Source organism: uncultured Agitococcus sp., from assembly GCF_937920075.1.
In the GTDB taxonomy this organism is placed as follows: domain Bacteria; phylum Pseudomonadota; class Gammaproteobacteria; order Pseudomonadales; family Moraxellaceae; genus Agitococcus.
The window spans coordinates 1-24,948 of record NZ_CALETI010000387.1; the positions used below are offsets into that span (position 1 = coordinate 1).

General features: G+C 40.9%; 26 protein-coding genes. 2 read left to right on the forward strand and 24 right to left on the reverse strand.

From position 1 onward, the window contains the following. Positions 1-478: 16S rRNA (uracil(1498)-N(3))-methyltransferase (locus tag Q0212_RS13080; protein ID WP_297926236.1), on the forward strand; the 478-nt coding region annotated here is incomplete at its 5' end. Here Q0212_RS13080 and truA read toward each other — a convergent pair. The 10 genes from truA to Q0212_RS13130 all read right to left on the reverse strand — a co-directional run bounded on the left by truA (position 441) and on the right by Q0212_RS13130 (position 10,825). After that, on the reverse strand, positions 441-1,229 hold the full coding sequence (gene truA / locus Q0212_RS13085; RefSeq protein ID WP_297926238.1) for a tRNA pseudouridine(38-40) synthase TruA: 789 nt from the start codon (positions 1,227-1,229) through the stop codon (positions 441-443). The genes Q0212_RS13080 and truA overlap by 38 nt on opposite strands. Before the next feature lie 64 nt (positions 1,230-1,293). Continuing rightward, a complete protein-coding gene (locus Q0212_RS13090; protein ID WP_297926240.1) occupies positions 1,294-3,999 on the reverse strand; it encodes a FimV/HubP family polar landmark protein in 2,706 nt (901 codons plus the stop codon). 238 nt (positions 4,000-4,237) lie between these two features. Next, positions 4,238-5,242: a zinc-binding dehydrogenase gene (locus Q0212_RS13095; RefSeq protein ID WP_297926242.1), complete on the reverse strand. Its 1,005-nt coding sequence runs from the start codon at positions 5,240-5,242 to the stop codon at positions 4,238-4,240. 109 nt (positions 5,243-5,351) lie between these two features. Further along, complete coding sequence (asd, locus tag Q0212_RS13100; protein ID WP_297926284.1) at positions 5,352-6,458, reverse strand: aspartate-semialdehyde dehydrogenase; 1,107 nt, start codon at positions 6,456-6,458, stop codon at positions 5,352-5,354. Between the two features lie 158 nt (positions 6,459-6,616). Next, positions 6,617-7,690, reverse strand: a complete 1,074-nt coding sequence (leuB, locus tag Q0212_RS13105; protein WP_297926244.1) for a 3-isopropylmalate dehydrogenase — start codon at positions 7,688-7,690, stop codon at positions 6,617-6,619. Positions 7,691-7,711: 21 nt separating this feature from the next. Continuing rightward, positions 7,712-8,359 carry a 3-isopropylmalate dehydratase small subunit gene (leuD, locus tag Q0212_RS13110; protein WP_297926246.1) on the reverse strand — a complete coding sequence of 216 codons (648 nt, stop codon included), beginning with the start codon at positions 8,357-8,359 and terminating at the stop codon, positions 7,712-7,714. Between the two features lie 12 nt (positions 8,360-8,371). Beyond that, positions 8,372-9,790 (reverse strand): 3-isopropylmalate dehydratase large subunit, encoded by a 1,419-nt coding sequence (leuC, locus tag Q0212_RS13115; protein ID WP_297926248.1) that lies wholly within the window; start codon positions 9,788-9,790, stop codon positions 8,372-8,374. 113 nt (positions 9,791-9,903) lie between these two features. After that, positions 9,904-10,146, reverse strand: a complete 243-nt coding sequence (locus Q0212_RS13120) for a DUF1653 domain-containing protein (RefSeq protein WP_297926250.1) — start codon at positions 10,144-10,146, stop codon at positions 9,904-9,906. After that, positions 10,143-10,460, reverse strand: a complete 318-nt coding sequence (locus Q0212_RS13125; protein WP_297926252.1) for a hypothetical protein — start codon at positions 10,458-10,460, stop codon at positions 10,143-10,145. Before Q0212_RS13125 ends, Q0212_RS13120 begins: the two co-directional genes overlap by 4 nt. Beyond that, the gene (locus tag Q0212_RS13130) at positions 10,454-10,825 is read right to left on the reverse strand and encodes a DUF4124 domain-containing protein (protein ID WP_297926254.1); all 372 of its coding nucleotides are present in this window, start codon (positions 10,823-10,825) and stop codon (positions 10,454-10,456) included. Before Q0212_RS13130 ends, Q0212_RS13125 begins: the two co-directional genes overlap by 7 nt. A gap of 156 nt (positions 10,826-10,981) precedes the next feature. Between Q0212_RS13130 and Q0212_RS13135 the strand changes: the two genes are divergently transcribed. Next, positions 10,982-11,917 (forward strand): acyltransferase, encoded by a 936-nt coding sequence (locus Q0212_RS13135; RefSeq protein WP_297926256.1) that lies wholly within the window; start codon positions 10,982-10,984, stop codon positions 11,915-11,917. A gap of 41 nt (positions 11,918-11,958) precedes the next feature. Here Q0212_RS13135 and Q0212_RS13140 read toward each other — a convergent pair whose 3' ends face one another. From Q0212_RS13140 to Q0212_RS13205, 14 genes are all read right to left on the reverse strand, one after another. Continuing rightward, positions 11,959-13,026 (reverse strand): DUF475 domain-containing protein, encoded by a 1,068-nt coding sequence (locus tag Q0212_RS13140; RefSeq protein WP_297926257.1) that lies wholly within the window; start codon positions 13,024-13,026, stop codon positions 11,959-11,961. Positions 13,027-13,097: 71 nt separating this feature from the next. After that, positions 13,098-14,138, reverse strand: coding sequence for a class II fructose-bisphosphate aldolase (gene fba / locus Q0212_RS13145; RefSeq protein ID WP_297926259.1), 1,041 nt, complete (start codon positions 14,136-14,138; stop codon positions 13,098-13,100). A 27-nt stretch (positions 14,139-14,165) separates the two neighbouring features. Next, positions 14,166-15,332 (reverse strand): phosphoglycerate kinase, encoded by a 1,167-nt coding sequence (locus Q0212_RS13150; RefSeq protein ID WP_297926261.1) that lies wholly within the window; start codon positions 15,330-15,332, stop codon positions 14,166-14,168. Between the two features lie 62 nt (positions 15,333-15,394). Then, the gene (locus Q0212_RS13155) at positions 15,395-16,420 is read right to left on the reverse strand and encodes a type I glyceraldehyde-3-phosphate dehydrogenase (RefSeq protein WP_297926263.1); all 1,026 of its coding nucleotides are present in this window, start codon (positions 16,418-16,420) and stop codon (positions 15,395-15,397) included. 2 nt (positions 16,421-16,422) lie between these two features. Further along, positions 16,423-18,426, reverse strand: coding sequence for a transketolase (gene tkt / locus Q0212_RS13160; protein WP_297926265.1), 2,004 nt, complete (start codon positions 18,424-18,426; stop codon positions 16,423-16,425). 234 nt (positions 18,427-18,660) lie between these two features. Beyond that, on the reverse strand, positions 18,661-20,112 hold the full coding sequence (locus Q0212_RS13165; protein WP_297926267.1) for an aldehyde dehydrogenase family protein: 1,452 nt from the start codon (positions 20,110-20,112) through the stop codon (positions 18,661-18,663). Between the two features lie 34 nt (positions 20,113-20,146). Then, positions 20,147-20,431, reverse strand: coding sequence for a 4a-hydroxytetrahydrobiopterin dehydratase (locus Q0212_RS13170; RefSeq protein ID WP_297926268.1), 285 nt, complete (start codon positions 20,429-20,431; stop codon positions 20,147-20,149). An 89-nt stretch (positions 20,432-20,520) separates the two neighbouring features. Beyond that, complete coding sequence (locus tag Q0212_RS13175; protein WP_297926270.1) at positions 20,521-21,027, reverse strand: DinB family protein; 507 nt, start codon at positions 21,025-21,027, stop codon at positions 20,521-20,523. A gap of 8 nt (positions 21,028-21,035) precedes the next feature. Then, on the reverse strand, positions 21,036-21,434 hold the full coding sequence (locus tag Q0212_RS13180; RefSeq protein ID WP_297926272.1) for a DUF2721 domain-containing protein: 399 nt from the start codon (positions 21,432-21,434) through the stop codon (positions 21,036-21,038). 5 nt (positions 21,435-21,439) lie between these two features. Then, the gene (locus Q0212_RS13185) at positions 21,440-21,739 is read right to left on the reverse strand and encodes a hypothetical protein (RefSeq protein WP_297926274.1); all 300 of its coding nucleotides are present in this window, start codon (positions 21,737-21,739) and stop codon (positions 21,440-21,442) included. Next, positions 21,739-22,440 (reverse strand): ABC transporter ATP-binding protein, encoded by a 702-nt coding sequence (locus Q0212_RS13190; RefSeq protein ID WP_297926276.1) that lies wholly within the window; start codon positions 22,438-22,440, stop codon positions 21,739-21,741. The genes Q0212_RS13185 and Q0212_RS13190 overlap by 1 nt, the downstream gene beginning before the upstream one ends. Then, the gene (locus Q0212_RS13195; RefSeq protein WP_297926278.1) at positions 22,437-23,204 is read right to left on the reverse strand and encodes an ABC transporter ATP-binding protein; all 768 of its coding nucleotides are present in this window, start codon (positions 23,202-23,204) and stop codon (positions 22,437-22,439) included. The genes Q0212_RS13190 and Q0212_RS13195 overlap by 4 nt, the downstream gene beginning before the upstream one ends. Next, a complete protein-coding gene (locus tag Q0212_RS13200; protein ID WP_297926280.1) occupies positions 23,201-23,818 on the reverse strand; it encodes a Uma2 family endonuclease in 618 nt (205 codons plus the stop codon). The genes Q0212_RS13195 and Q0212_RS13200 overlap by 4 nt, the downstream gene beginning before the upstream one ends. Continuing rightward, positions 23,811-24,851: a high-affinity branched-chain amino acid ABC transporter permease LivM gene (locus Q0212_RS13205; RefSeq protein WP_297926282.1), complete on the reverse strand. Its 1,041-nt coding sequence runs from the start codon at positions 24,849-24,851 to the stop codon at positions 23,811-23,813. Before Q0212_RS13205 ends, Q0212_RS13200 begins: the two co-directional genes overlap by 8 nt. Positions 24,852-24,948: the final 97 nt, after the last annotated feature.

Genomic DNA, 24,948 nt, shown 5'->3' on the forward strand with positions numbered 1-24,948 from the left:
TGCCATTCAAAAAGCGACTGAATTAGGCGTTAGCGAAATCACTCCTCTCATCAGTGAGCGTTGTGAAATGCGTTTGGGCAATGAACGTTTAGATAAAAAAATGGCGCATTGGCAAGGTGTAGCCATTAGTGCTTGTGAACAATCGGGCTTAAATATTGTGCCTAAAATCAACAGTCCTCAAACCATAGAAACATGGACAGCAAACACACAGGCTGATTTATGTTTTGTGCTTGCACCCAGTGTCACTGGTTTGCCCAATCCGAGCCAAAAACCACAAACGATTGCAGTACTGATTGGCGCAGAAGGCGGATTATCCGAACGAGAAATAAACCAAAGCATGGAACAAGGTTTTGCACCTTGGTGTTTAGGGCAACGAGTATTACGCACCGAAACTGCACCCGTTGCCGTATTAAGCGTATTAAATTGGCTTTGGGGGGATTTTAATCCACCAACCACAACGGCCCTAAAGGCTCTTTAGGTAATTCAAACTCTGGCGGATACAAGGCATCAACAAAATACAAACCGCTGCCTGATGCTGTTACTCCGCCTTGAGTTCGATCTTGCACCCGTAATAACTCTTGTACCCATTCTGGCTCGGCTTTCCCCTCACCAATCGCCATAAGTACACCTGCAATATTGCGTACCATATGATGCAAAAAACCATCGGCTTGAATATCTAAAATAATCAATGAACCGCGCTTTGTTAAATTTAAAAAATGTACATGACGATTGGGATTACGCGATTGACAACCTACCGCCCTAAAAGAATTAAAATTATGTTGGCCTACCAAATAACTGGCTGCAATTTTCATACGTTCAAAATTTAAGGGATGATAATGCCAAGTCACCTTTCCTGCTAACTGACTAGAGCGTTGTCCACTGTTAAAAATAATATAACGATAACGTCGAGCAACCGCTTTAAAGCGAGCATGAAAATCCTCGCTGACAGGATGAATCCAGCGTAAAGCAATATCTTTGGGCAACCATGTATTTGAACCCAACAACCAACTTTTGTGACCACGAATTGCATGCGTATCAAAATGCGCAACCATGCCTGAAGCATGAACACCAGCATCAGTACGACCTGCGGCATGAATAATCACAGGATGGTCAGCAATACGACTCAATACATCTTCAATTGTTGATTGAATACTCGGAACGCCTTCTTGCTGAGTCTGCCAGCCACGATAATGAGTACCTTCGTAGTCAATTCCTAAAGCAAAACGCATCTTAAATACTCAAAAAACAAAAGCCGCTTTTTACAGCGGCTTTTATCAAAAGGCAAGTCTGTTATTAGCTAATTCGCATTAACATACCCTGAGCTTCTGTTTTTTGCGCGCCATTACCGTCGGCCACTACTTCCTCTAATAAATCACGCGCACCTAAACGATCACCCATTTCTAAATAAGCACGTGCTAACTCCAAACGAGTTGCATTTTCGTCAGTTGTCGCCAAGAACGAAAACTCTTTATCTAATTCTGCCACAACATCATCTGAAGACACGCTGACATCAAAGTCGAGGTCTTCATCTGGCAAATCAACATCAGCTAAAGATTGTTTATCAAACTTGGCTGCCAAATCATCCAAATCGACAGAGGGGGTGTCAAAATCTAAGTTGAAGTCCGTTTTTTCTTCAACAACTGGCTGTTCGTCTAAAGAAAAATCAGCAGACAAATCAAACTCTAAGTCATTTTCTTTGGTGCTTGGTTCATCAGCTAATTTAAACTCTTCTAACTCAAAACCTTCTACCAAGTTTTCAGTCGTATCTGCTTCTTGTTTTTCTTCTTTAAACTTAGCTAATTCTGATTCAAAGTCTAAAGAGGTATCCACTGCAGGAGCTTCTGGCTCTACAGGAGTTTCAATTTTATGCTCAGCTAAAAAGTCGTCTAAACTATCTAAAGATAAACCAGTCCCAACATTTGGTTTAACCTCTTCAGCAACTTCAAATTTAACATCATCTAATTTAAAGTCTAAGCCTGCATGTTCTTCTTGAGGCGCTACAGGGACTTGCTCTTTATCAAATTTAAACTCTAATCCGCCACCCAACAACTCATCTAGTTCAGCAATTTTTGCTTCTTCTTTAGCTGCTACAGGCTCTGGTTGTTGTAATTCAATAGGATCAGCAGCTAAAGGAATATCTAATGCTTTTAAGTTTGGCTGAGACAAACTCATTTTAAAGTCATTTTCTAAATCATCTAAACTAATAGAAGGAGTTTCTTCAACCACAGCTGCTGGTTTAGAAGGCTGAAACTCTAAAGCACCATCTTCAGTGAGTTTAGCTTTTTCAATGGGTTTAGGTGCTTCTGGAAATTGTGTTTTTAATTTATCAGCCGCAACGATTGCGTCTAAATCACCTAATACTTCTAATTTTGCATATTGCTCATCAAATGCCTGACGATCTTTTTGCTTAACAAAAATTTCCAATAATTTAACATGAATATCAGCACGATCAGGATGCTGAACTAAAGCCTTAGTGAGAATGCCTACCGCTTGAGGAAAACGCTCCATTTCTAAATAAGGACGCACTTCTTCTAAGGGGTCTTGTGGTTTTGGTGGCTCAACAGGTTTAACAGGCTCAGGTTTAGCAACTACAGGCTCAGGTTTTGGTGCAACAGGCTGAGGGGCTGTAGGCTTTGCAACAGGTGGAGTTGGCGCAACAGGTTTAGTAGATGGTGGTGTTTCTTTTTTACCTTTACCTTTTAAAACAAAAATGGCTGCAACAACTAATAGTAATACCACTCCGCCAATAATCGGCATCATTGAACTACCACCAGACTTTGCAGGTGCATCAGCAGCATGGGCATCTACACTAACAAAACTCTGCAGGGCAACTGCACAGGCCATTGTAGCAACAGCTTTTTTCTCTAAATCGGTTTTGTCTTTGTGTTTAGCTTGTTCAGCCGCTAAACGACGTGCTTTTAACTGCGCTTCTAATTGCGCTAATTTGGCATTTTGCATAGCAATCTTCTTATCATTCAACTTGAGTTGTTGCTCTAAAGAACTTAACTCATGTGTTAGTTTTTGGTTGTAACTTTCCGTTTTTTTCACCGCTTTTTCAACAGCAACCTTTTTGCTAGTCACGACGGTTGGTACATCGGTTTGCTCTTTTTTAGCTATTTTTTCTGTTAAGCCTGTACTTTGAGCCGCTTTTTGCCCAGTTGGTGCCAACAATTTCATTTGTGGTTTGGCAACAGTTGGTGTATTTGCCATAACTTTTTCTTTTTTAGTTGCATCAATTTGCTGTCGTGCTAAAGCTTTAGTAGTTTGTGCTTGTACTACAGCAGGTGTATTAGCTTGTTGTTGTGCAACTTGTGCTGCTGATTGCACATCACTCAAATTAGGTACACGCAATACTTCACCATCTTTTAACAGATTCATATTATTAGCAATAAAAGCCTCTGGATTGGCCTTATGTAATGCTTTCATCATCTGTGCAACGGGAACGGTATTATTGGGTCTAACTTTACGAGCAATTTTCCATAAGGTATCAAATTTACGTACTGTGTATGATTTTTCAGTCACGGTCATAGCCACAGGTTCGGAGGCTACAGGCATTGCTTGCTCAACTGCTTTAACAACTGGCTGAATAACAGGTTCAGCCTGTACAACGACAGGAGCTTGGACAGGTTCGGCTTTACGAGTCAACTTACTGGCAGGAGGGTCTAATAAAGCCGTTACTTGATGTAAACGGGCATTATTTGGCCAAGTGACACGAATAATGAAATCCAAAAATGGTTCAGTAACACGTTTAGGACTGGAAATTTTAATAAACGAACGCCCTTCACGATTGACAACAACTTCAAAGCGCAATTCTGCCAATAAAAAAGTTTGTTCAATTCCTAAACGCTCAAAATCTTCTGGTTGTGCTAGGCTGACTTTAATATCTTCATCAGATAAATCACCTAAGTCTGATAATTCTAATTCAGCACGAAATGGCTCACCTAACGCAGATTTTGTTTTGACATCTCGTAGGGCTAAAGCATGGGTTAACCCTGGCAATATGACCCCAATACTCAACAGTGCCATAGCTAGCTTACGCAGAACCATTATATTTTTCCTTTGCTGATTATTTTTTCACGTTACTCTTATGTTGCTACAACGATAAGATGTGGTTAATAACTTACTCTTTTTTCACATTAATGACGTAAGTTTGGATTATTGTCTTTTTTATCACAAGCATTCATTGACTCGCAATAACTAAAGCAGTTTATTGCGAATCTGTCTGCTTATTCTGTTATTAAGCAACGGTACGAACAACTATCTTACCAAATTGTGCGCCATCTGCCATATGTTTAAATGCAGCCACGCCATCTTCTAGCGCATAAATACTATCAACAATCGGTTTAATTTGATGTTTTTCGACAAAATCAACCATTTCCACAAATTGTTGGTCACTGCCCATCGTTGAACCGAGAATTGAAACTTGCTTCCAAAAGATTTTTTGTGGATTTAAACCATTAATCGCCCCTTGTCCACCACCATAAAAAGCAATACGCCCACCAAAACCCAACACATCAATTAATGCCGCAAAACCATTACCACAAGCACTGTCAATCACCACGTCCATTTCACCATAAGTTTTGACAAAAGCTTTTTGCCAATTTTCTTGGTTATATAACACCCCTGCTTTTGCACCTAACTGCACTGCTTTGGCAATTTTTTCTTCGCTACTAGAGGTCACATACACTTCAGCACCTGCTGCAATAGCAAATTGCATGGCAAATAAGGCCACACCGCCACCAATTCCACTAATTAAGACTTTTTCACCTGCTTGTAATTGCGCGCGGCCAAATAATGCTCTGTAGGCAGTCAGCCCTGCTAAGGGCAAAGCGGCGGCTTGTTCAATGGTTAAATGATGAGGAGCGAGACGAATTTTATCTGCATCCACGGTCACAAATTCAGCTAACGTGCCATCTTTGGGTAAACCCATAATATGATATTGTTTGGATTGATGACGTTGACTATCTCCCCAGTGATTATTGGGATTAATAATCACTGTTTTACCTAGCCAAGAACTATCAACGCCTTCGCCAACTGACTCAACGATGCCTACACCATCAGAGCCTAAGATCGTTGGAAATTTAATACCTGCATATTGGCCTTGCGTAATCCAAACATCCCGATGATTAAGCGCGGCGGCTAAGACTTTAATCCGCACTTCACCACTTTGGGCTGCTGGTTGTGGATAATTCGCATTAAAAACAACACCATCTTCTTTGGAAGTTAATACAAGGGCTTTCATGGGACTTTCCTAAGTTATTATAAAAAATTGTTTGTTGTTTTATCATATTTGCCAAATGATGCAATATAAAAAAGGGCGCAATCATGCGCCCTTGAGTCAAGATAACAATTTAAGCTGCAATTAACAACCTCAACATACGGCGTAATGGCTCAGCCGCACCCCATAATAATTGGTCGCCAATAACAAAAGCAGAAATATACTCACCGCCCATGTTTAATTTACGCACACGACCGACGCCGATATCTAATTTGCCAGTAATAGAAGCTGGTGTTAATTCTTGTACCGAAATTTCGCGATTATTTGGTACCCATTTAACCCATGGATTACCTGATTTAATGATCGCTTCGATTTCATCCAAAGGTAAATCTTTTTTCAGTTTCATGGTTAAGGCTAAGCTGTGGCAACGCATTGCACCAATACGCACACATAAACCATCAACAGGCACAACATCGGTATTGCCTAAGATTTTATTAACTTCGGCTTGGCCTTTCCATTCTTCTTTAGATTGACCATTGTCTAATTGCTTATCAATCCAAGGAATTAAACCACCTGCTAATGGTGCACCAAAAAACTCTGTGGGTACATCTTGACGAATAGACTGAGCGACTTTTTTGTCAATTTCTAAAATGGCAGAAGATGGTGTTGCTAACTCTGCTTCAACCGCTGAGTGAATCACGCCCATACCTTTTAATAATTCACGCATATGGTTAGCACCGCCACCAGACGCTGCTTGGTAAGTCATAGAACTGACCCACTCCACCAAACCTGCATGGAATAAACCGCCCATACCCATTAACATAATGGAGTTAGTACAGTTGCCACCAATGAAGTTTTTGATGCCTTTGGCTAAACCATCTTTAATCACATTTAAGTTAACGGGATCTAACACGATGATTGCGTCATCTTCCATGCGTAAAGCAGAAGCTGCATCAATCCAGTAACCATTCCAACCCGCAGCACGTAATTTTGGATAGATGTCATTGGTGTAATCACCACCTTGACAAGTCAAAATCACATCCATGCCTTTTAAGGCATCAACATCATTAGCATCTAATAATGCAGGCGCTTCTTTACCACCAAAATTAGGCGCTTTGCCGCCAGCATTACTGGTAGAAAAATAAACTGGCTCAAAATGAGCAAAATCGTTCTCTTCAACCATACGTTGCATGAGCACAGAACCAACCATGCCACGCCAACCCACTAAACCTACACGCATTTTGTTTTCCTCGTTCATCGCCCTCTCTCCCCATTTACTAAGGGGCAGACTAAAAGGCGGTAATCTGTAGAACCCCACCCTAACCCTCCCCTAAATTAAGGGAGGGAACATGCTCCTCCCCCTAATTTAGGGGGAGGCTGGGAGGGGGTAAACTTAACTTAAATAGCAGCAACCACTGCATCGCCCATTTGGCTAGTACCCACTTTTTGTGTACCTTCAGTCCAAATATCGGCGGTGCGTAAACCTTGGTCTAACACCTTACCAACCGCATCTTCAATTGCTTTAGCGGCAGCTTCTTGGTTAAAGGTATAACGCAACATCATGGCAACGGATAAAATCGTTGCTAATGGGTTAGCAATGCCTTTGCCTGCGATGTCAGGGGCAGAACCATGACATGGCTCATACATACCCTTTTTGTTTTCATCTAAAGAAGCCGATGGCAACATACCAATCGAACCCGTCAACATGGCGGCTTCGTCAGATAAAATGTCACCAAATAAGTTGCCTGTGAAAATCACATCAAATTGTTTAGGGGCACGTACCAATTGCATCGCACAGTTATCCACATACATGTGGCTTAATTGCACTTCTGGATATTCTTTACCCACTTCGGTAGCAATTTCTTTCCACAATTCAGTGACTTCTAAGACGTTGGCTTTATCCACTGACAACACTTTTTTGTTGCGTTGCATCGCTAATTGGAAAGCAACATGGGCAATACGACGGATTTCACTTTCGCTATATACATCAGTATTATAGCCTTGACGCTCACCACTTTCTAAGGTGCGAATACCACGGGGTTGACCAAAATAAATGCCACCTGTTAATTCACGCACAATCAAAATATCCAAACCAGCAACAATCTCAGGCTTTAAGCTAGAGGCAGAGGCCAATTGTGGATATAAAATCGCTGGGCGTAAGTTTGCAAATAAGTTTAGTGCAGAACGAATCTTTAACAAGCCACGCTCTGGACGAATAGAACGCTCAATGGTATCCCACTTAGGACCACCGACTGCACCCAATAAAATAGCATCAGCTTTTTTAGCGGCTTCTAAGGTTTGGTCAGGTAATGGCACACCTGTCGCATCAATCGCACAACCACCTAATAATTCATGGGAATACGTGACATCTAAGTTAAATTGTTGATTAACTTTATCTAACACTTTAACGGCTTCGGCCATAATTTCTGGGCCAATACCATCACCCGCTAAAATAACAATATGTTTGGACATGTTTCTTACTCTTTAATCTGATTAACGCAAAGCATTAAATACCCATGGACGAGCCACTTTTGCTTTTTCTTCAAAGGCACGAATGTCTTCGGCTGCTTGTAAAGTTAAACCAATATCGTCCAAACCATTTAACAAGCAATGACGACGGAAAGCATCTACTTCAAAGCTAAATGCTTCGCCATTTGGGCGAATCACTTGTTGTTTGGCTAAATCTACTGTTAACTGATAGCCTTCGTTGGCTTCACATTCTTTAAATAAAATATCAACTTGTTCTTCGCTTAATACCACAGGTAATAAGCCATTTTTGAAACAGTTGTTAAAGAAAATGTCAGCAAAACTCGGCGCAATAACCGCTCTAAAACCATATTCATCTAATGCCCAAGGTGCATGTTCACGGCTAGAACCGCAACCAAAATTTTGGCGTGCCAATAACACTTGTGCGCCTTGATAACGGGCTTGGTTTAACACAAACTCAGTATTAATCGGACGTTTGCTGCAATCTTGATTAGGATAACCCTCATCCAAGTAACGCCATTCATCAAACAAATTAACACCAAAACCAATGCGTTTAATAGACTTTAAGAACTGCTTAGGAATGATTTGGTCTGTATCAACGTTTGCGCGGTCTAAAGGCGCAACCAAACCAGTTAATACGGTAAATGCTTGCATAATTTTATCCTCTTAGAAGCCACGAACATCAACAAAATGACCTGCAATCGCCGCCGCCGCAGCCATCGCTGGGCTGACTAAATGCGTACGACCACCATTGCCTTGACGACCTTCAAAGTTACGGTTTGAGGTTGAAGCACAATGCTCACCAGACAATAATTTGTCAGCATTCATCGCCAAACACATTGAACAACCTGGTTCACGCCATTCAAAACCTGCTTCGGTAAAGATTTTGTCTAAACCTTCGGCCTCGGCTTGTTTTTTTACCAAACCAGAACCTGCAACCACCATTGCTTGTTTGACGGTATTGGCCACTTTACGGCCTTTAATCACTGCCGCCGCAGAACGCAAATCTTCAATACGGGAGTTGGTACAAGAGCCAATAAATACACGGTCTAATTTAATATCGGTAATCGCTTGTTCAGGTGTTAAGCCCATATATTGATAAGCACGTTGCCATGAACTACGTTGTACCGCATCGTTAGCACTGTCTAAGGTCGGTAATTTAGCACTAATTGGCAATACCATTTCGGGTGAAGTTCCCCAAGATACTTGCGGCTCAATGGCATTACCATCTAATTCAACCACCGCATCAAATTGAGCATCAGCATCAGATGTTAAGCCCTGCCAATACGCGACGGCTGCATCCCATTGCTCCGCTTTAGGTGCAAATGGCTTGTCTTTGAAGTAAGCAATGGTTTTTTCGTCCACCGCCACCATGCCTACGCGCGCACCTGCTTCGATAGCCATATTACACACGGTCATGCGGCCTTCCATGCTCATGTCTCTGAACACTTGACCACCAAACTCAATCGCGTAGCCTGTACCACCTGCCGTACCAATTTTGCCAATAATCGCTAAAACGACATCTTTAGCAGTCACACCTTCACCCAATACGCCGTCAACTTTGACCAACATATTTTTGGATTTTTTCTGCACTAAACATTGAGTCGCTAATACGTGCTCTACTTCGCTAGTGCCAATACCATGTGCTAAACAAGCAAATGCACCATGCGTTGCCGTATGAGAATCACCACAAACTACGGTCATACCAGGTAAAGTTAAACCTTGCTCTGGACCAACCACATGAACAATGCCTTGACGCTCATCAAAAATATCAAACTCAACGACACCAAACTCTTTGCAGTTGTCATCTAAGGTTTGTACTTGAATGCGTGAAGTTTCGTCTTTAATGCCGGCAATACCTTGACTACGCTCGGCTTTGTCGGTTGGCACGTTATGGTCGGGTGTGGCAATGTTGGCATCTAAACGCCAAGGTTGACGATTGGCCAACTTTAAGCCATCAAAAGCTTGAGGGCTGGTGACTTCGTGTAATAATTGACGGTCAATATAAATTAAACAAGAACCATCATCACGTTGCTTGACTAAGTGGTCATCCCACAATTTGTCATATAAGGTTTTGGCTGACATGGCTATTTCCTCATGTGTCATTATAGGACTTACGCGTAAGTCCTGACTATTTAAATACATGAGTCGATTGTAAGAGCGCGTCTAAAATAAAACAATTTTATAATTTTTATAAATTAAATAACCTTTTGGAATACTAAAGACTTTTCAATCAAACTAAAACGTGGCTGCTCGATGCCATCCACAATAACGGTTTCTGTAAACATCGTTAGTGGCCGCACCCAATAAGAAAAATCCCCATATAAAAGACGATATACCACTAATTTTTCTTCCGTTTCACTGTGAGTAGCAACGGCAAGCACTTCGTATTCTTTACCTTTATAATGACGATAACGACCTGCAACCACTTGATTTATCATGAAAAAATATCCACCAATCCGAGAGGGCCAGAACCATCTTTCCAATATAATTGACCACCTGATTCAATAAACTTTTCTAAGGCCGTACGTACCACGCCAAAGGCTAAATTTAAACATTGAAACGAATCAACACCAGGCACTTTAACCACATTGGGATACAAGCCATCTAAAGCTATTTCCGATTGCCAACGATTTTCTAAAGGCTCAGGTAAACCCACTTGTAGCTTCACCAATCGAAACTCACCATTTTTCATTTTGGCCAAAACCTGACGTTCGCCAATGACATATTTCACCATTTGTTTATCATTTACCATTTCATGTCACTCACACATTCGCGGTCATACTGATTACGTTCCTCATAACGAAATGCTTGAAACCGCAACTCCTCGCGCTTTGCTTCGCAACGTAATTTTTTTTCTTCTAAACTTTCAGTTTTTTTAGACTTAACTCGTTTAACAATCTTAACTTTTGTTGGTTTGCTTGAGGGTAATCTTAACTTTTTTGTTTTCACAACATTCGTTGTATATTCAGCAGGCTCAATAATTTGACGATTTTGACCATTCGTACTAGCCGCATCGCCAAAATGCCATTTTCCTTGTTCATCTTGCCAGCGATATAAGTCCTGAGCTAAAACACAAGTATTAACAAATAATATCACTATTATTAAACAAAAACGCATAGTATATCCTTATAAAAAAATCCTAAGCATTTGATTGTAGTTTTAAATTAGTAAAAAAACCATCCAAAATTACTGTCTAAAAAATAACTATCCAAAGCCAATCAAATAATATACACTTGTATATTATCTAATAAATCAATGTGTATTGAGGTTATTATGGCATCTCTACCTTCAGTCTTAACGGGTAGCATTAATAGTTTATCCCTCGCTGCAAATACCTTTAGTCTTTGTACTCCCCTATTTGGTTTAGCATTGCTAAAAACTTTACCCATTAAACCACTACAAAAAGCCTGCACACAAGGCAGTACCTTTATTGCGGAAACATGGATTGGTATCAATAGTAAGATGTTCGATTTAACCCATCAAACGCAATACAACATTACGGGTGATTTAGATAAAATCAGTTATAACGGCTGGTATATGGTGGTTGCCAACCATCAATCTTGGGCAGATATTTTTATTTTGCAAAAAATCTTTAATCGTCATGCGCCATTTTTTAAATTTTTTCTCAAGCAAGAATTAATTTATGTGCCTGTCATGGGCTTATGTTGGTCTGCGCTAGACTACCCTTTTATGAAAAGATATAGCAAAGAGTTTTTAGCTAAACATCCTGAGTTAAAAGGCAAAGATTTAGAAACCACACGCAAAGCTTGTGAAAAATTTAAATATACCCCAGTGTCGATCATGAACTTTTTAGAAGGTACTCGCTTCACCAAGCAAAATCATGATAAACAACAATCTCCTTATCAGCATTTATTAAAACCTAAAGCTGCTGGAATGGCTTATGCGTTGAATATTATGGGTGAACGGATTGATACTCTCATTGATGTCACCATTCACTATCCTGAAGGTCAGCCAGACTTCTGGGAGTTTATGTGTGGCAAATCAAAACACATTGATATTCATATTCAAACACGCCCTATTCCTGCGGAATTTAATCGTGGTGATTATGAAAATGATGAAGTGTTTAGAAAAAACTTTCAAACTTGGATTAATCAACTGTGGCAAGACAAAGACAAGCTGCTAGGTGAAATGGCCAAACGTTACAGTCAGCCCTTACAAAATATTATTGAATTTAAAAAAGCCAGTTAATAAAAAAGCGCGATACCGCGCTTTTTTATTTTTTGCGATGATTAAGCTTGTCCTGCTTCCGATTTTTTATATTGAATGGACGAAATCACCGCCCAAACAATAAAGGCCACACCAATCAATCCAGTCACGACCTCTGGCACATGCACGCCTGTACCACTAAAGAGCATAATCACTGCTAAAGCACCAATCGCATAATGTGCGCCATGCTCAAGAAAGATATATGCTTCTAATGTACCTTTTTCGACTAAAAATATCGTCATCGAACGCACAAACATCGCACCAATGGCTAATCCCAACATAATAATCACAACATCATTGGTAATCGCAAACGCACCAATCACACCGTCAAAACTAAATGAAGCATCTAAAACTTCTAAATATAAAAAGCCACCAATACCTGCTTTAACAACATTCCCAGAAACATCTGAAGAGGCTTTTTCTTCGTCATCACCACTTGTGCTTTCTAAGAGATGGCCTAAGGCTTTAACCCCCACATAAACCACAATCCCCCAGATACCTGCTATAGTGACTACCAATTTAGTTTCACCTTCAACAGCACCAACCATTATCAACAAAGCAATTAAAGCAATAAACACCGACATCGCAGGCACATTGGCTAAATTCGCTAATTTATGTTCTAACCAATGAAACCAATGGGTATCTTTTTCATCATCAAATAAGAAGTTTAAAAATACCAGTAATAAAAATAAACCACCAAACGCGGCAATTTCAGCATGATGCGCCATCAATTTTTCAGAATACGACTTAGGGTCATTAAGGGCTAATTTAGCCACTTCAACCATACTCATATCTGCGGTTACACCGACAATTAACAGTGGGAAAATTAAACGCATACCAAAAACAGCAATCAATATGCCCACAGTTAAGAAGATAGTTTTCCAAAACTCATCCCAATGGCGTAATACAGAGGCATTTACCACTGCATTATCAAAAGACAAAGACACTTCCATCACCGCCAAAATAGCCGTAATTAATAATGCCTTAAACATGGTATTAAGGCCTGCTTCTGGACCATGCGTAAAGCCCCACCATGCTGACAAGCCGAGGCAAATGAAGGTAAAAATAAACGAAAAACGAAAATGCTTCACAATCAACATCCTAAAATTAGACTAATAATAAAAAGGTCAGCAAATGCTGACCTTTTTGTCACCAGTCGTGATTATTTACTATAACGACTGACCATCTTTTCTAAAGAGATGGGGTTAATTTTGCTAGCATTACCTGCTGCACCAAAGGCTTCATAACGGGCAATACAAATATCACGCATTGCCGTTACCGTTTTGGCTAAATATTTACGTGGGTCGAATTCGGCTGGATTTTTCGCCATAAACTGACGAATTGCACCTGTAGAAGCCAAACGTAAATCGGTATCAATATTTACTTTACGCACGCCGTGTTTAATCGCTTCTACGATTTGTTCCACAGGCACGCCATAAGTTTCTTTAATATCACCACCAAATTCATTAATAATGGCTAACCAATCTTGTGGTACAGAACTAGAGCCGTGCATCACTAAATGGGTGTTGGGAATACGGGCATGAATTTCTTTGATACGATCAATCGCTAAAATATCACCTGTGGGTGGACGAGTGAATTTGTAAGCACCGTGTGATGTACCAATGGCAATCGCTAAAGCATCAACGCCTGTATCAGCAACAAAACTGGCAGCTTCTTCAACACTGGTTAATAACTGTGAATGGTCAAGAATGCCTTCTGCACCAACACCATCTTCTTCACCTGCTTGGCCTGTTTCTAAAGAACCTAAACAGCCTATTTCACCTTCAACAGATACACCACAGGCATGGGCTAAATCGACAACATTTTTTGTCACACGCACGTTATAGTCATAATCGGTAGGTGTTTTGCCATCTTCAGCCAAAGAGCCGTCCATCATTACCGAGCTAAAACCCAATTGAATTGAACGTTGACAAATAGCTGGGCTAGTACCGTGATCTTGGTGCATCACCACCGGAATATGTGGAAACTCTTCGATCGCTGCTAAAATTAAATGACGTAAAAATGGTGCACCTGCATATTTACGTGCCCCCGCAGAAGCCTGAACAATAACTGGCGAATTGGTTTTATCCGCAGCTTCCATAATGGCGCGCATTTGTTCTAAGTTATTAACATTAAATGCAGGAATACCATAACCATACTCAGCAGCATGGTCTAACATTTGGCGCATGGATACTAAGGCCATGTGTGCTTTCTCCTTTAAAATAAATAATTAACCGCGCTTTGCGGCTTCTTCCAAAGCTTCAACGGCAGGTAATTTTTTGCCTTCTACAAACTCTAAGAAAGCACCACCACCTGTTGAAATATAAGAAATTTGTTCAGCCACACCATATTTATCAATGGCTGCTAAAGTGTCACCACCGCCAGCAATCGAAAAGCCGTTACTATTCGCAATTGCTTGAGCTAAAGTTTTTGTGCCTTCGCCAAATTGGTCAAACTCAAACACGCCCACTGGGCCATTCCATAAAATGGTTTTTGAAGACTTAATCAAATTAGCAAATTTTGCTGCAGTTAATGGGCCAATATCCAAAATCATATCATCATCAGCCACTTCTTTGACTGACTTGATCGTTGCAGTTGCTGTTTCGGCAAACTCTTTAGCCACAACCACATCTTCAGGCAATGGCACACTCACACTACGTGCGATTTCTTTGGCAGTATCAACCATGTCAGCCTCATATAGAGACTTGCCAACGTTATAACCTGCAGCAGCTAAGAAGGTATTGGCAATACCACCACCAACAATCAATTGATCACAAACATCAGCCAACGATTTTAAAACATCTAATTTGGTTGATACTTTAGAACCTGCTACAACCGCAACCATAGGTGGCATTGGATTGTCTAAAGCTTTTGCTAAGGCTTCTAATTCAGCAGCTAATAAAGGGCCTGCACAAGCCACAGGTGCAAACTTAGCCACACCATGTGTCGACGCTTCAGCACGATGTGCTGTGCCGAATGCATCCATGACAAACACATCACATAAAGCCGCATATTTTTGGGCTAAGTCGTCTTTGTTTTTCTTCTCACCTGCATTAAAACGCACGTTTTCAAACAACACAACCTGACCCGCTTCAATGTTATAACCATCAACATAGTTATTCACTAAAGCCACTTCACGACCCAACGCTTGTGTTAAATACGCAGCAACAGGCGCTAAAGAGTTCTCTGCAGAAAACTCACCTTCTGTTGGACGACCTAAATGCGAGCAAACCATCACTGATGCGCCTTTTTCTAAGGCTAATTTAATGGTAGGTAATGACGCAACAATACGTGCATCACTGGTAATTTTGCCATCTTTGACAGGAACATTTAAATCTTCACGAATTAAAACGCGTTTACCTTGTAAGTCTAAATCGGCCATTTTTAAGACGGACATAATTTTTCCTCATCTCAATAAATCAGAATTAACGGTTTATGGTGGCTAGTAATGCCAAAAAATTATTTCATTTTCGCTAATAACAAACACAAATCTAATAAACGATTGGCATATCCCCACTCATTATCATACCAAGCCAGCACTTTAGCCTGCTGACCCACCACTTTGGTTTCGGTGGCATCAAAGATTAATGAATAAGGCGAATGATTAAAGTCACTCGATACTAACCACTCATCACAATAAGCTAATATTTGACGATATTCTTGTGTTGACTTTGCTTGAAATAAGGCATTAATTGCTGCAACACTGATGTTTTTCTTGGCTACAAAGCTTAAATCAATTGCCGCAACATTCAAAGTCGGAACACGTATTGAATAACCATCAATTTTGTTGGCTAAATGTGGTAACACTCGTTTTAAAGCGCCAATACTACTCGATGTGGTGGGAATAATATTGTGCGCGGCTGCTCGACTTCGACGTAAATCTCGATGTGTATGATCTAATAACACTTGGTCTGAGGTAACGGCATGAATTTCGGTCATTAATGCCGATTCTATACCAAAAGCTTCATCCAAAATTTTCATCAATGGGACTAAGGCATGTGTCGTGCATGACACACTAGAGATAATTTTTTGCTCATGGGTTAATTGTTGATGATTAACGCCATAAACAATCGTTGCATCCACTTCGTCAAAAGGGGCTGCGCCAATAATCACTTTCTGCGCGCCAGCTTGTAAGTGTCTTGCTGCTTCGGCACGCGCTCTAAACTGGCCTGTACACTCTAATACCACATCGACATCAAGCTGTTTCCACGGCAATAACTCGGGCTTCGCTTGATTAAATAAGGGAATTAAACTTTGCTGTTGGCCATCTGCGGAACTAATCGCTAATTGACCATCTACTAAATCGGCATGACCGTTAAAACGGCCATGTGTACTATCATAACGCGTCAGGTGCATTAAGGCTTGCGCTTGGCCTAAATCATTAATCGCCACAAAACGTAATGGAGCGGGACAACCACGCTCCACCCAAGCACGCAATACATGCCTGCCAATACGTCCGTAGCCATTAATGGCAATATTTAACATCTTTAGCTCAAGCTATTAACGGCTTCAACAACAGCGTCTACGGTAATACCAAAATGCTGATATAAATCTTTAATAGGTGCAGACTCACCAAAGCTGGTCATACCAATCACTTTGCCATCTAAACCGACAAACTTATACCAATAATCAGCATGAGAAGCCTCAACGGCAACACGCGCACGTACTTCATTCGGTAATACTTTTTGGCGATAAGCGTCATCTTGAGCCATAAATGCATCAACACACGGCATAGATACCACACGCACGCCTTTACCTTGTTCGGTTAAGATTTTTTGCGCTTTTAAGGCCAAGTCAATCTCTGAACCTGTCGCAATAATAATCGCCTCTAATACACCTTGCTCTTCGGCCAATACATAAGCCCCTTTGCTAATGTTATCTAATTGCAAGGCATCACGCTCAATGTGTGGTAAGTTTTGACGAGAGAATATTAACGAGCTTGGGCCATCATTTTTTTGCAAAGCAGATAACCATGCTACCGCCGATTCAACCGCATCCGCAGGACGCCAAACCGACATATTAGGTGTGCCACGTAAACTGGCTAATTGCTCAATAGGTTGGTGAGTTGGGCCATCTTCGCCTAGACCAATCGAATCATGGGTAAAGACATAAATAACGCGCTGCTTCATTAACGCGCTCATACGTACTGCATTACGTGCATATTCCATGAAAATCAAGAAGGTTGCACCATAGGGAATAAAACCACCATGTAAAGCAATACCATTCATGATTGCGCTCATACCAAATTCACGCACGCCATAAAACACATAATTACCTGCGGCATTTTCTTGAATACCGTGGCAACCTTTCCATAAGGTTAAATTAGAGCCAGCCAAGTCAGCCGAGCCACCTAATAATTCTGGTAATAATGGGCCAAAGGCATTTAAAGCATTTTGTGAGGCTTTACGAGAGGCAATGGTTTCGCCTTTTAAAGCAACTTCTTCGATATAGTTTTTAGCTTGTAAAGCAAAAGAGGCTGGCAATTCACCTTTTAAACGGCGTAATAATTCTTGAGCTAATTCAGGATGGGCTTTTTGGTAGGCATCAAATTGGCCTTGCCAATTTTTCTCTAACACATCACCTTTTACGCTACAGTCCCAAGCTTCATAAACATCAGCAGGAATTTCAAAAGCATCATAATCCCATGCCATTGCTTCACGAGCGGCAGCGATTTCGGCAGCGCCTAATGGTGCGCCATGACATTCTTCTTTGCCTTGTTTATTTGGTGAGCCACAACCAATTACGGTTTTGCAGATAATCATACTTGGGCGAGTGGTGTCGCTATGTGCTTCAATAATTGCAGTACGAATGGCATCGCTATCATGACCATCGATTGGGCCAATCACTTGCCAACCATAAGCGGCAAAACGTTGAGCGGTATTATCAGTAAACCAACCTTCAACTTCACCATCAATCGAAATACCATTGTCATCATAAAAGGCAACTAATTTACCTAATTTTAATGTGCCTGCTAAAGAGCATACTTCATGAGAAATACCTTCCATCAAACAACCATCACCCAAAAACGTATAGGTGTAGTGGTCTATGACTTCAAAACCTTCACGGTTAAATTGGGCAGCTAAAGTTTTTTCAGCAATCGCAAAACCCACTGCATTAGCAATACCCTGCCCTAATGGGCCAGTTGTCGTTTCAACACCTGCGGTATAACCATATTCAGGATGACCCGGTGTGCGGCTATGTAATTGACGAAATTGTTTTAAATCATCAATGCTTAAATCGTAGCCAGTTAAATGTAATAAGGCATATTGCAACATCGAACCATGACCATTTGACAACACAAAACGGTCACGATTAATCCAATTTGGGTTTTTAGGATTGTGTTTAAACACACCACGCCATAACACTTCGGCAATATCGGCCATACCCATTGGCGCACCTGGATGGCCTGAATTTGCTTTTTGAACAGCATCCATGGCAAGGGCGCGAATAGCATTAGCAAGACGACGTTGAGGTAAGGCAACAGCGGGCATAAAAGACTCCAATGGCGGGCAGTCGATAATCAACTATGGGACTTATGCAATCATCGCTTAGCTGTTTACATTCAAATATTTATCAACGGTTTTATAGCGATAAAACACACGCATTTGATTGAAATGTTTAGCGACTTAATGGCGACAATTGCACAAGCCTAAAAATAAGGTGCGTAATTGTCGCTTAATTAAGGCTTTAGAGCAAATAGAAACGCCTTACAAACAGGAGAAAATTTACAACATTGGCCATTTCATCGAATCAACAGTCATTTTGATTACTTTACGACGACTCTCGTCATAAGGTGGGAAGAATAAACGCACCATCATTAATTTTGACGCTTTAACCACAGCTCTTTCGTGAGAAAATGCTTTAAAACCAAAATGACCATGCGAATTACCAATGCCCGAATTATTCACGCCACCAAACGGTAAATTACCATGCACAAACTGCATTAAACAGTGATTAATACATACCCCACCCGAACTGGTGCGAGAGACTACCTTTTCGATATTTTCTTCGTTATAACTCCAAATGTATAACGCTAAAGGCTTAGGATTGGCATTAATTTCGGCAATCACCGTATCAATATGCTCAAAACTAATAATAGGTAATACTGGGCCAAAAATTTCCTCACTCATGATTTTGGCTTGCGTAGGAATGTTTTCAACAATCGTTGGCGCAATATAACAACTCTCAATATCTGTTTGGCCACCGACAGTAATTTTTGCGCCAAGTTCAACGGCTTCATTTAATAAATTAGCAATACGTTGGGTATGGCGAGTATTAACAATACGCGTTAAATCGGGATTCATTTTTTGCTCGCCTGCGGTTGCACCATAACGAGCATGAATCACTTTGCGACACTCCGCGACAAAAGCATCTTTAACCGCTTGATGAACATAAATATGGTCAGGCGCAACACAAGTTTGACCATTATTTAAAAATTTACCCCACATTAGCGTTTCAGCAGCCACTTGCAAATTGGCACTTTCATCAATAATGGTAGGTGATTTGCCACCTAATTCTAAGGTGACACTGGTCAAATTTTTCGCAGCAGCAGCCATCACCACTTTGCCCACCATTGGCGAACCCGTAAAAAAGATATGGTCAAACGGTAAGGCTAATAAGGCTTCAGCCGTTGGTAAACTGCCTTCAAATAAAGCAACTTCTTGGGGGGTAAAGGTTTCTTGAATAATTTTTGCCATCACTGCCGACACATTAGGCATCATTTCTGAAGGCTTAATAATGGCGGTATTGCCTGCCGCCAATGCTGATACTAAAGGGCCAAAACATAAATTTAAGGGATAATTCCACGGTGCAATAATTAACACACGGCCACGTGGTTGATATTCAATCCATGCACTGGTGGTTAACATTAAACTGGTTGGCTTAACTTTTTCAGGTTTCATCCACTGTTTTAAACGGCCTGTTGCATGACGAATTTCATCTAAAACTGGCATTAATTCAGTCACGTCAACTTCGGCAGAGGGCTTGCGATAATCTTTAGCAAATGCCTGATAAAAATCATCACGATGGGCTAACACCGCTTCTCGTAAACTTTTTAAACGGGCAATACGCTGCTCTGCTGTTGATTCACGCCAACGAATAGCAGTTGCTTGTTGCGAAGCAAACACGCTTTGTATTTGCTGAGGATCAGCTTCTTGAATGGTAAACATAGCTGTCATGAGTTATCCCTCTAAATCTAAAATCTTTATAAATTTAATTATTATAGCCTAACCATATTTTTTCGATGGCCACAGCTAATGCTAAATCTTTACCTGTGACACTTTGCGCATCATGTGTGGTTAAATCAATACTGACACGATTATAACTATTTGACCAATCGGGATGATGATTTGCTCTTTCGGCTAACAAAGCTACTTGGCTCATAAAACCAAAGGCTTGGACAAAATCTTTAAAGAAATACTCTCGATGAAGTTTAGTGCCGCGTAAACGCCAATCAGGATGTTGAGTTAAAAATGGCTCTAGACTGAGATAGTTCATTGTTATTATACCTATATGCTAGAACATCCATATTAGGTTTTAGAAATTAAGGTTTTCCATCCTAACAAAAACTAGCAAATAGGCAATGCTTATTGATTAATAAAATACGGCATCACAGGTAAATCTGTGACTCCTATATCTAAATTCATTTGTGATAGTAAAGTCGTGATTTGGCCACGATGATGGGTTTGATGATTAAAAAACTGCATCACTGCCGCAAATAACGGCATTACAATTTCTTTTTGATAAGTCACGCTATAAAAACGTAATTGCTCATTATCATAACGTGTTGCTAAGGCTTGTGCCCATGCCAAAATCTGTTCATCCATCTCTTGGCGAGCTTGCTGTAACAATCCAAAATCATCATGAACAATGTCTCGTGGTGATTTCATGGTAACAGGCTGACCCTGAAAACGTTGTAGCCATGCTTGATCGCCTAATAGCAAATGATTTAAGGTGTGATGAATAGAGCCAAAAAATGCCCCTAAATCTTCTTTGCGCTGTTCATCTGACAAGGTCGCCACTAATTGATATAAACGCTGATTCATCCATTGATTATAATTGGCCATGATAATGGCATATTGTTGGCAGTTCATATTTTCCCTCACTCTTCCTGATCTAAATCTGACAACTCAATTTCTAAAGCATCCAAAGAAATGCGAATTTCAATCACAGACATCGCCAAAGACAACATCAAGCACACCAAGCTAACTGCAAATACCCAACGCCCTAGTTGCTCATTGCCAAAAAATAAACTTAACATCGAGACCACACAAAAGAAAAAGCTAATACCACCAAAGGTTTGCATACGACGAATTAAACGCAAACGCTTGCGTAAATTTGCTAACTGGCCACGATAACTGGGATCATTTTTCTTTTGTTCATGATGGGCATGCAAACTACGGATTAGGGTTGCTAAGGCCAAAAAACGATTGGTATAAGCCAACATCAATAAAGAAATGGCAGGAAATAACATGGCAGGCGTGGTGACACTCATTTCCATAATGTTTAATCCAAATGCTGATAATTAACATAGGTCACTTGCTGACCATCATGTTGAATTTGGCAAGTATAACGCCCCATGCTATAGGGGCTATGTAACAAAATAGTTTGTGTTTTTTGTTCTGATGATCGGCGCATGATTTTGGTTAAATGCAAAGAATCTAAAATTGGCTCAAGTTTAGAAACAGGCATGCCCATTGGTATTTGTTGACAGGTTTGCTTAATTTGCTGGGCAGAAAAAAACCACATCACCAACACAAAGACCAAATACCCGATAAACATACTTGCCAATACTTTTTTAATCATCACTCCCCCAAATAGGCGGCTCGCACACGCGGATCAGCGGCTAAGTCTTTGGCATCCCCTGCAAGACTAATGACGCCACTTTCCATCACATAAGCACGCTGTGCCAAGGCTAAAGCTGCTTTGGCATTTTGCTCAACAAGCAACACCGCCACGCCCTCTTTGGTGACTTCGCTAATGGTAGAAAAAATCTTTTCGACCATAATCGGTGCTAAGCCCATTGATGGCTCATCGAGTAACAATAATTTGGGTTTGCTCAGTAAAGCGCGCACAATGGCCAACATTTGTTGTTCGCCACCTGATAACGTGCCTGCTAATTGCTCTTTGCGTTCATGTAGACGAGGAAAACGTTGATAGGCTTGCTCTAGTTCATCTTTGCCTAACTGACGATGATAAGCACCCATGCGTAAGTTTTCGGCAACGGTCAATTTAGAAAATATCCCTCGTCCTTCGGGCACTAAGGCTAAACCATGTTTAACTCGATCATGAGTAGGAATGGTTAATAAGTTTTGTCCTTGATAACTAATCTCTCCTGATGCAGGCTTTAGCAATCCACCCAAACAATTGAGGGTTGAGGTTTTGCCTGCACCATTAGCACCAATTAAGCTCACCAACTCGCCTTGTTTAATCTCAAAACTAATGCCTTTAACAGCCTGAATGCCACCATAAGCAATTTGTAAATTTTTGACGGTTAATAAGCTCATACACTACCTCCCAAATAGGCAGCAATGACTTTTGGATCTTTTTGCACATCAGCAGGCACACCCTCGGCAATCAATTGACCGAAATCCAACACCGCCACCCGATGACACAACCCCATGACCAATTTAACATCATGCTCAATTAACAACACATTGGTGCCATCATCATAAATACGCTGAATTAATTTGGCCAAGTCTGCCGTTTCTGTTGGGTTCATACCTGCGGCTGGCTCGTCTAACGTGAGCAACTTCGGCTCTGTTGCCAAGGCACGCGCAATTTCTAAACGACGTTGATCACCATAAGATAAAGTTTTGGCAATACGTTCAGCCGCTTGTTCTAAACCCACATAAGCCAGTAATGCCATACTTCTATCTTTAATGGCTTTTTCTTCGGCTTTTACTTTTGGAGTACGTAAAATCGCACCCAACACCCCTGCTTTACTTTTGCTATGGCGTGCCACCATGACATTTTCTAACACGGTCATATCTTGAAAAAGCCGAATATTTTGAAAAGTACGGGCAATGCCACGTTGCAAAATTTGGTGTGGTTTTAAGGTTAAGGGCAATGCTTTATCTAAAAAAATGCGTTCACCACTGTCTGCTTCATACAGGCCAGTAATCACATTAAATAAGGTGGTTTTGCCTGCGCCATTTGGGCCAATTAAGCCATAAATACACGATTGTGGAATGGTCAATGACACGTCTTTAAGGGCGTGAATGCCACCAAAACGTTTTTCGATATGGGAGAGTTGAAGTAATGCAGTCATGGATTTATTAACTTCGATTCAGAGTTTGCTTCGGCTTGTAGCTGCCGCCACTCAACTAATTCAGGATTATTCACCCGAGCATAAATATCTTCGACAGTCAAAGTCAAAGCAATAGACTCAAAAGTCAGACTATCACCTAAATAAAAACGCTCCGACTGCCAACCTGTGCGGCGGCGAATAATTTCTATATCGACAAAATCTTGCTCAATCAATACATACTCTAATAGGCTGTCGATTTGGGTATAAGCAATACGTTTAGTGGTTTCATCCATGCGCCGTGTGCTTTTCGATAACACTTCGACAATAAGTGTAGGCTTTTCTGTGACATGACTATCATCCGCCAACCCTGAACAATCAACCAACACATCAGGGTAAAAATACTTTGTACAGACTTTTATCTTCATGTCAGACATATAAGGTTGGCACGGCTTACCATCTAAATGCACATTGAATAGTGTCGCCACATTTAACGATATACGGTTATGGCTCGCACTTGCGCCAGCCATAGCAAAGACTTCACCATCTATATATTCATGTTTAGTTTCAGCAATTTTTTCACCAGCCAAATACTCAGTTTCACTGACAAATGTCGTTTTAGCAACTCGATTAGCCATGTTTTAGTTCCTCTTGTCTTCTTGGTGATGGCCACAACCCTGCGGGTTTGACTAACATGACAATAATTAATGCCAAACCGAATAACAGCATACGTAAGTTTTCGGGGTCAACAATCATTCGACCAAACAAGTGCCGTTGTAAAGGATTAATCACTTCACGTAACACTTCGGGGGTTAAGGTTAATAAGATCGCGCCTAAAATCACGCCACCAATATGTCCCATGCCGCCCAATACCACCATACACAGCACCATTACCGATTCCATTAAGCTAAAACTTTCGGGACTAATAAACCCCTGAAAGCTGGCAAATAAGCCCCCTGCAACACCCCCAAAACTTGCCCCCATAGCAAAGGCTAACAATTTGATATTGCGCGTGTTAATGCCCATCGCTTTAGCGGCTAGTTCATCTTCACGAATCGCCATCCATGCTCGACCAATGCGTGAGTCTTCCAAACGAATACAAATAAAAATGGTTAATAACGCCAACACTAAAAACAGATAATAATAGCTATAGGCCGAACCAAACGAGTGCCCTGCAATATCAAAGCCTTGACCAAAGTCATAACTACCCATTTTGATATTATCAACCATGTTTATGCCTTGCGGGCCATTGGTAATATTCACTGGACGGTCAAGGTTATTCATAAACAAACGAACAATTTCACCAAAACCAAGGGTGACAATGGCTAAATAATCGCCTTTTAAACGTAAGGTAGGCGCACCTAATAATACGCCTGCAACACAGGCTAAAAACGCGCCAAAAGGCAATAACATCCATGCCGAATAATGTAGCTCTAAATGTGGAGAAGCCAAAATCGCCATGACATAAGCACCCACCGCATAAAAAGCAATGTAGCCTAAATCTAATAAACCCGCATAACCAACAACAATATTTAGCCCCAAGGCCAACATAATGTATAACAAACAAAAATCTAAAATTCGCACCCACGATGCGCCAAACGAGCCGACCAAAAACGGCGCAAACACTAAGCCTAATGCTAGCAAGCCATAGCCTAACCAAATCTTCTTCATTAGGGTCGCTCCGCCATTTTTTCGCCCATCAAACCCGATGGTCTAAACACTAAAACAAAAATTAAGACTAAAAAGGCAAAAATATCTTGGTATTGGC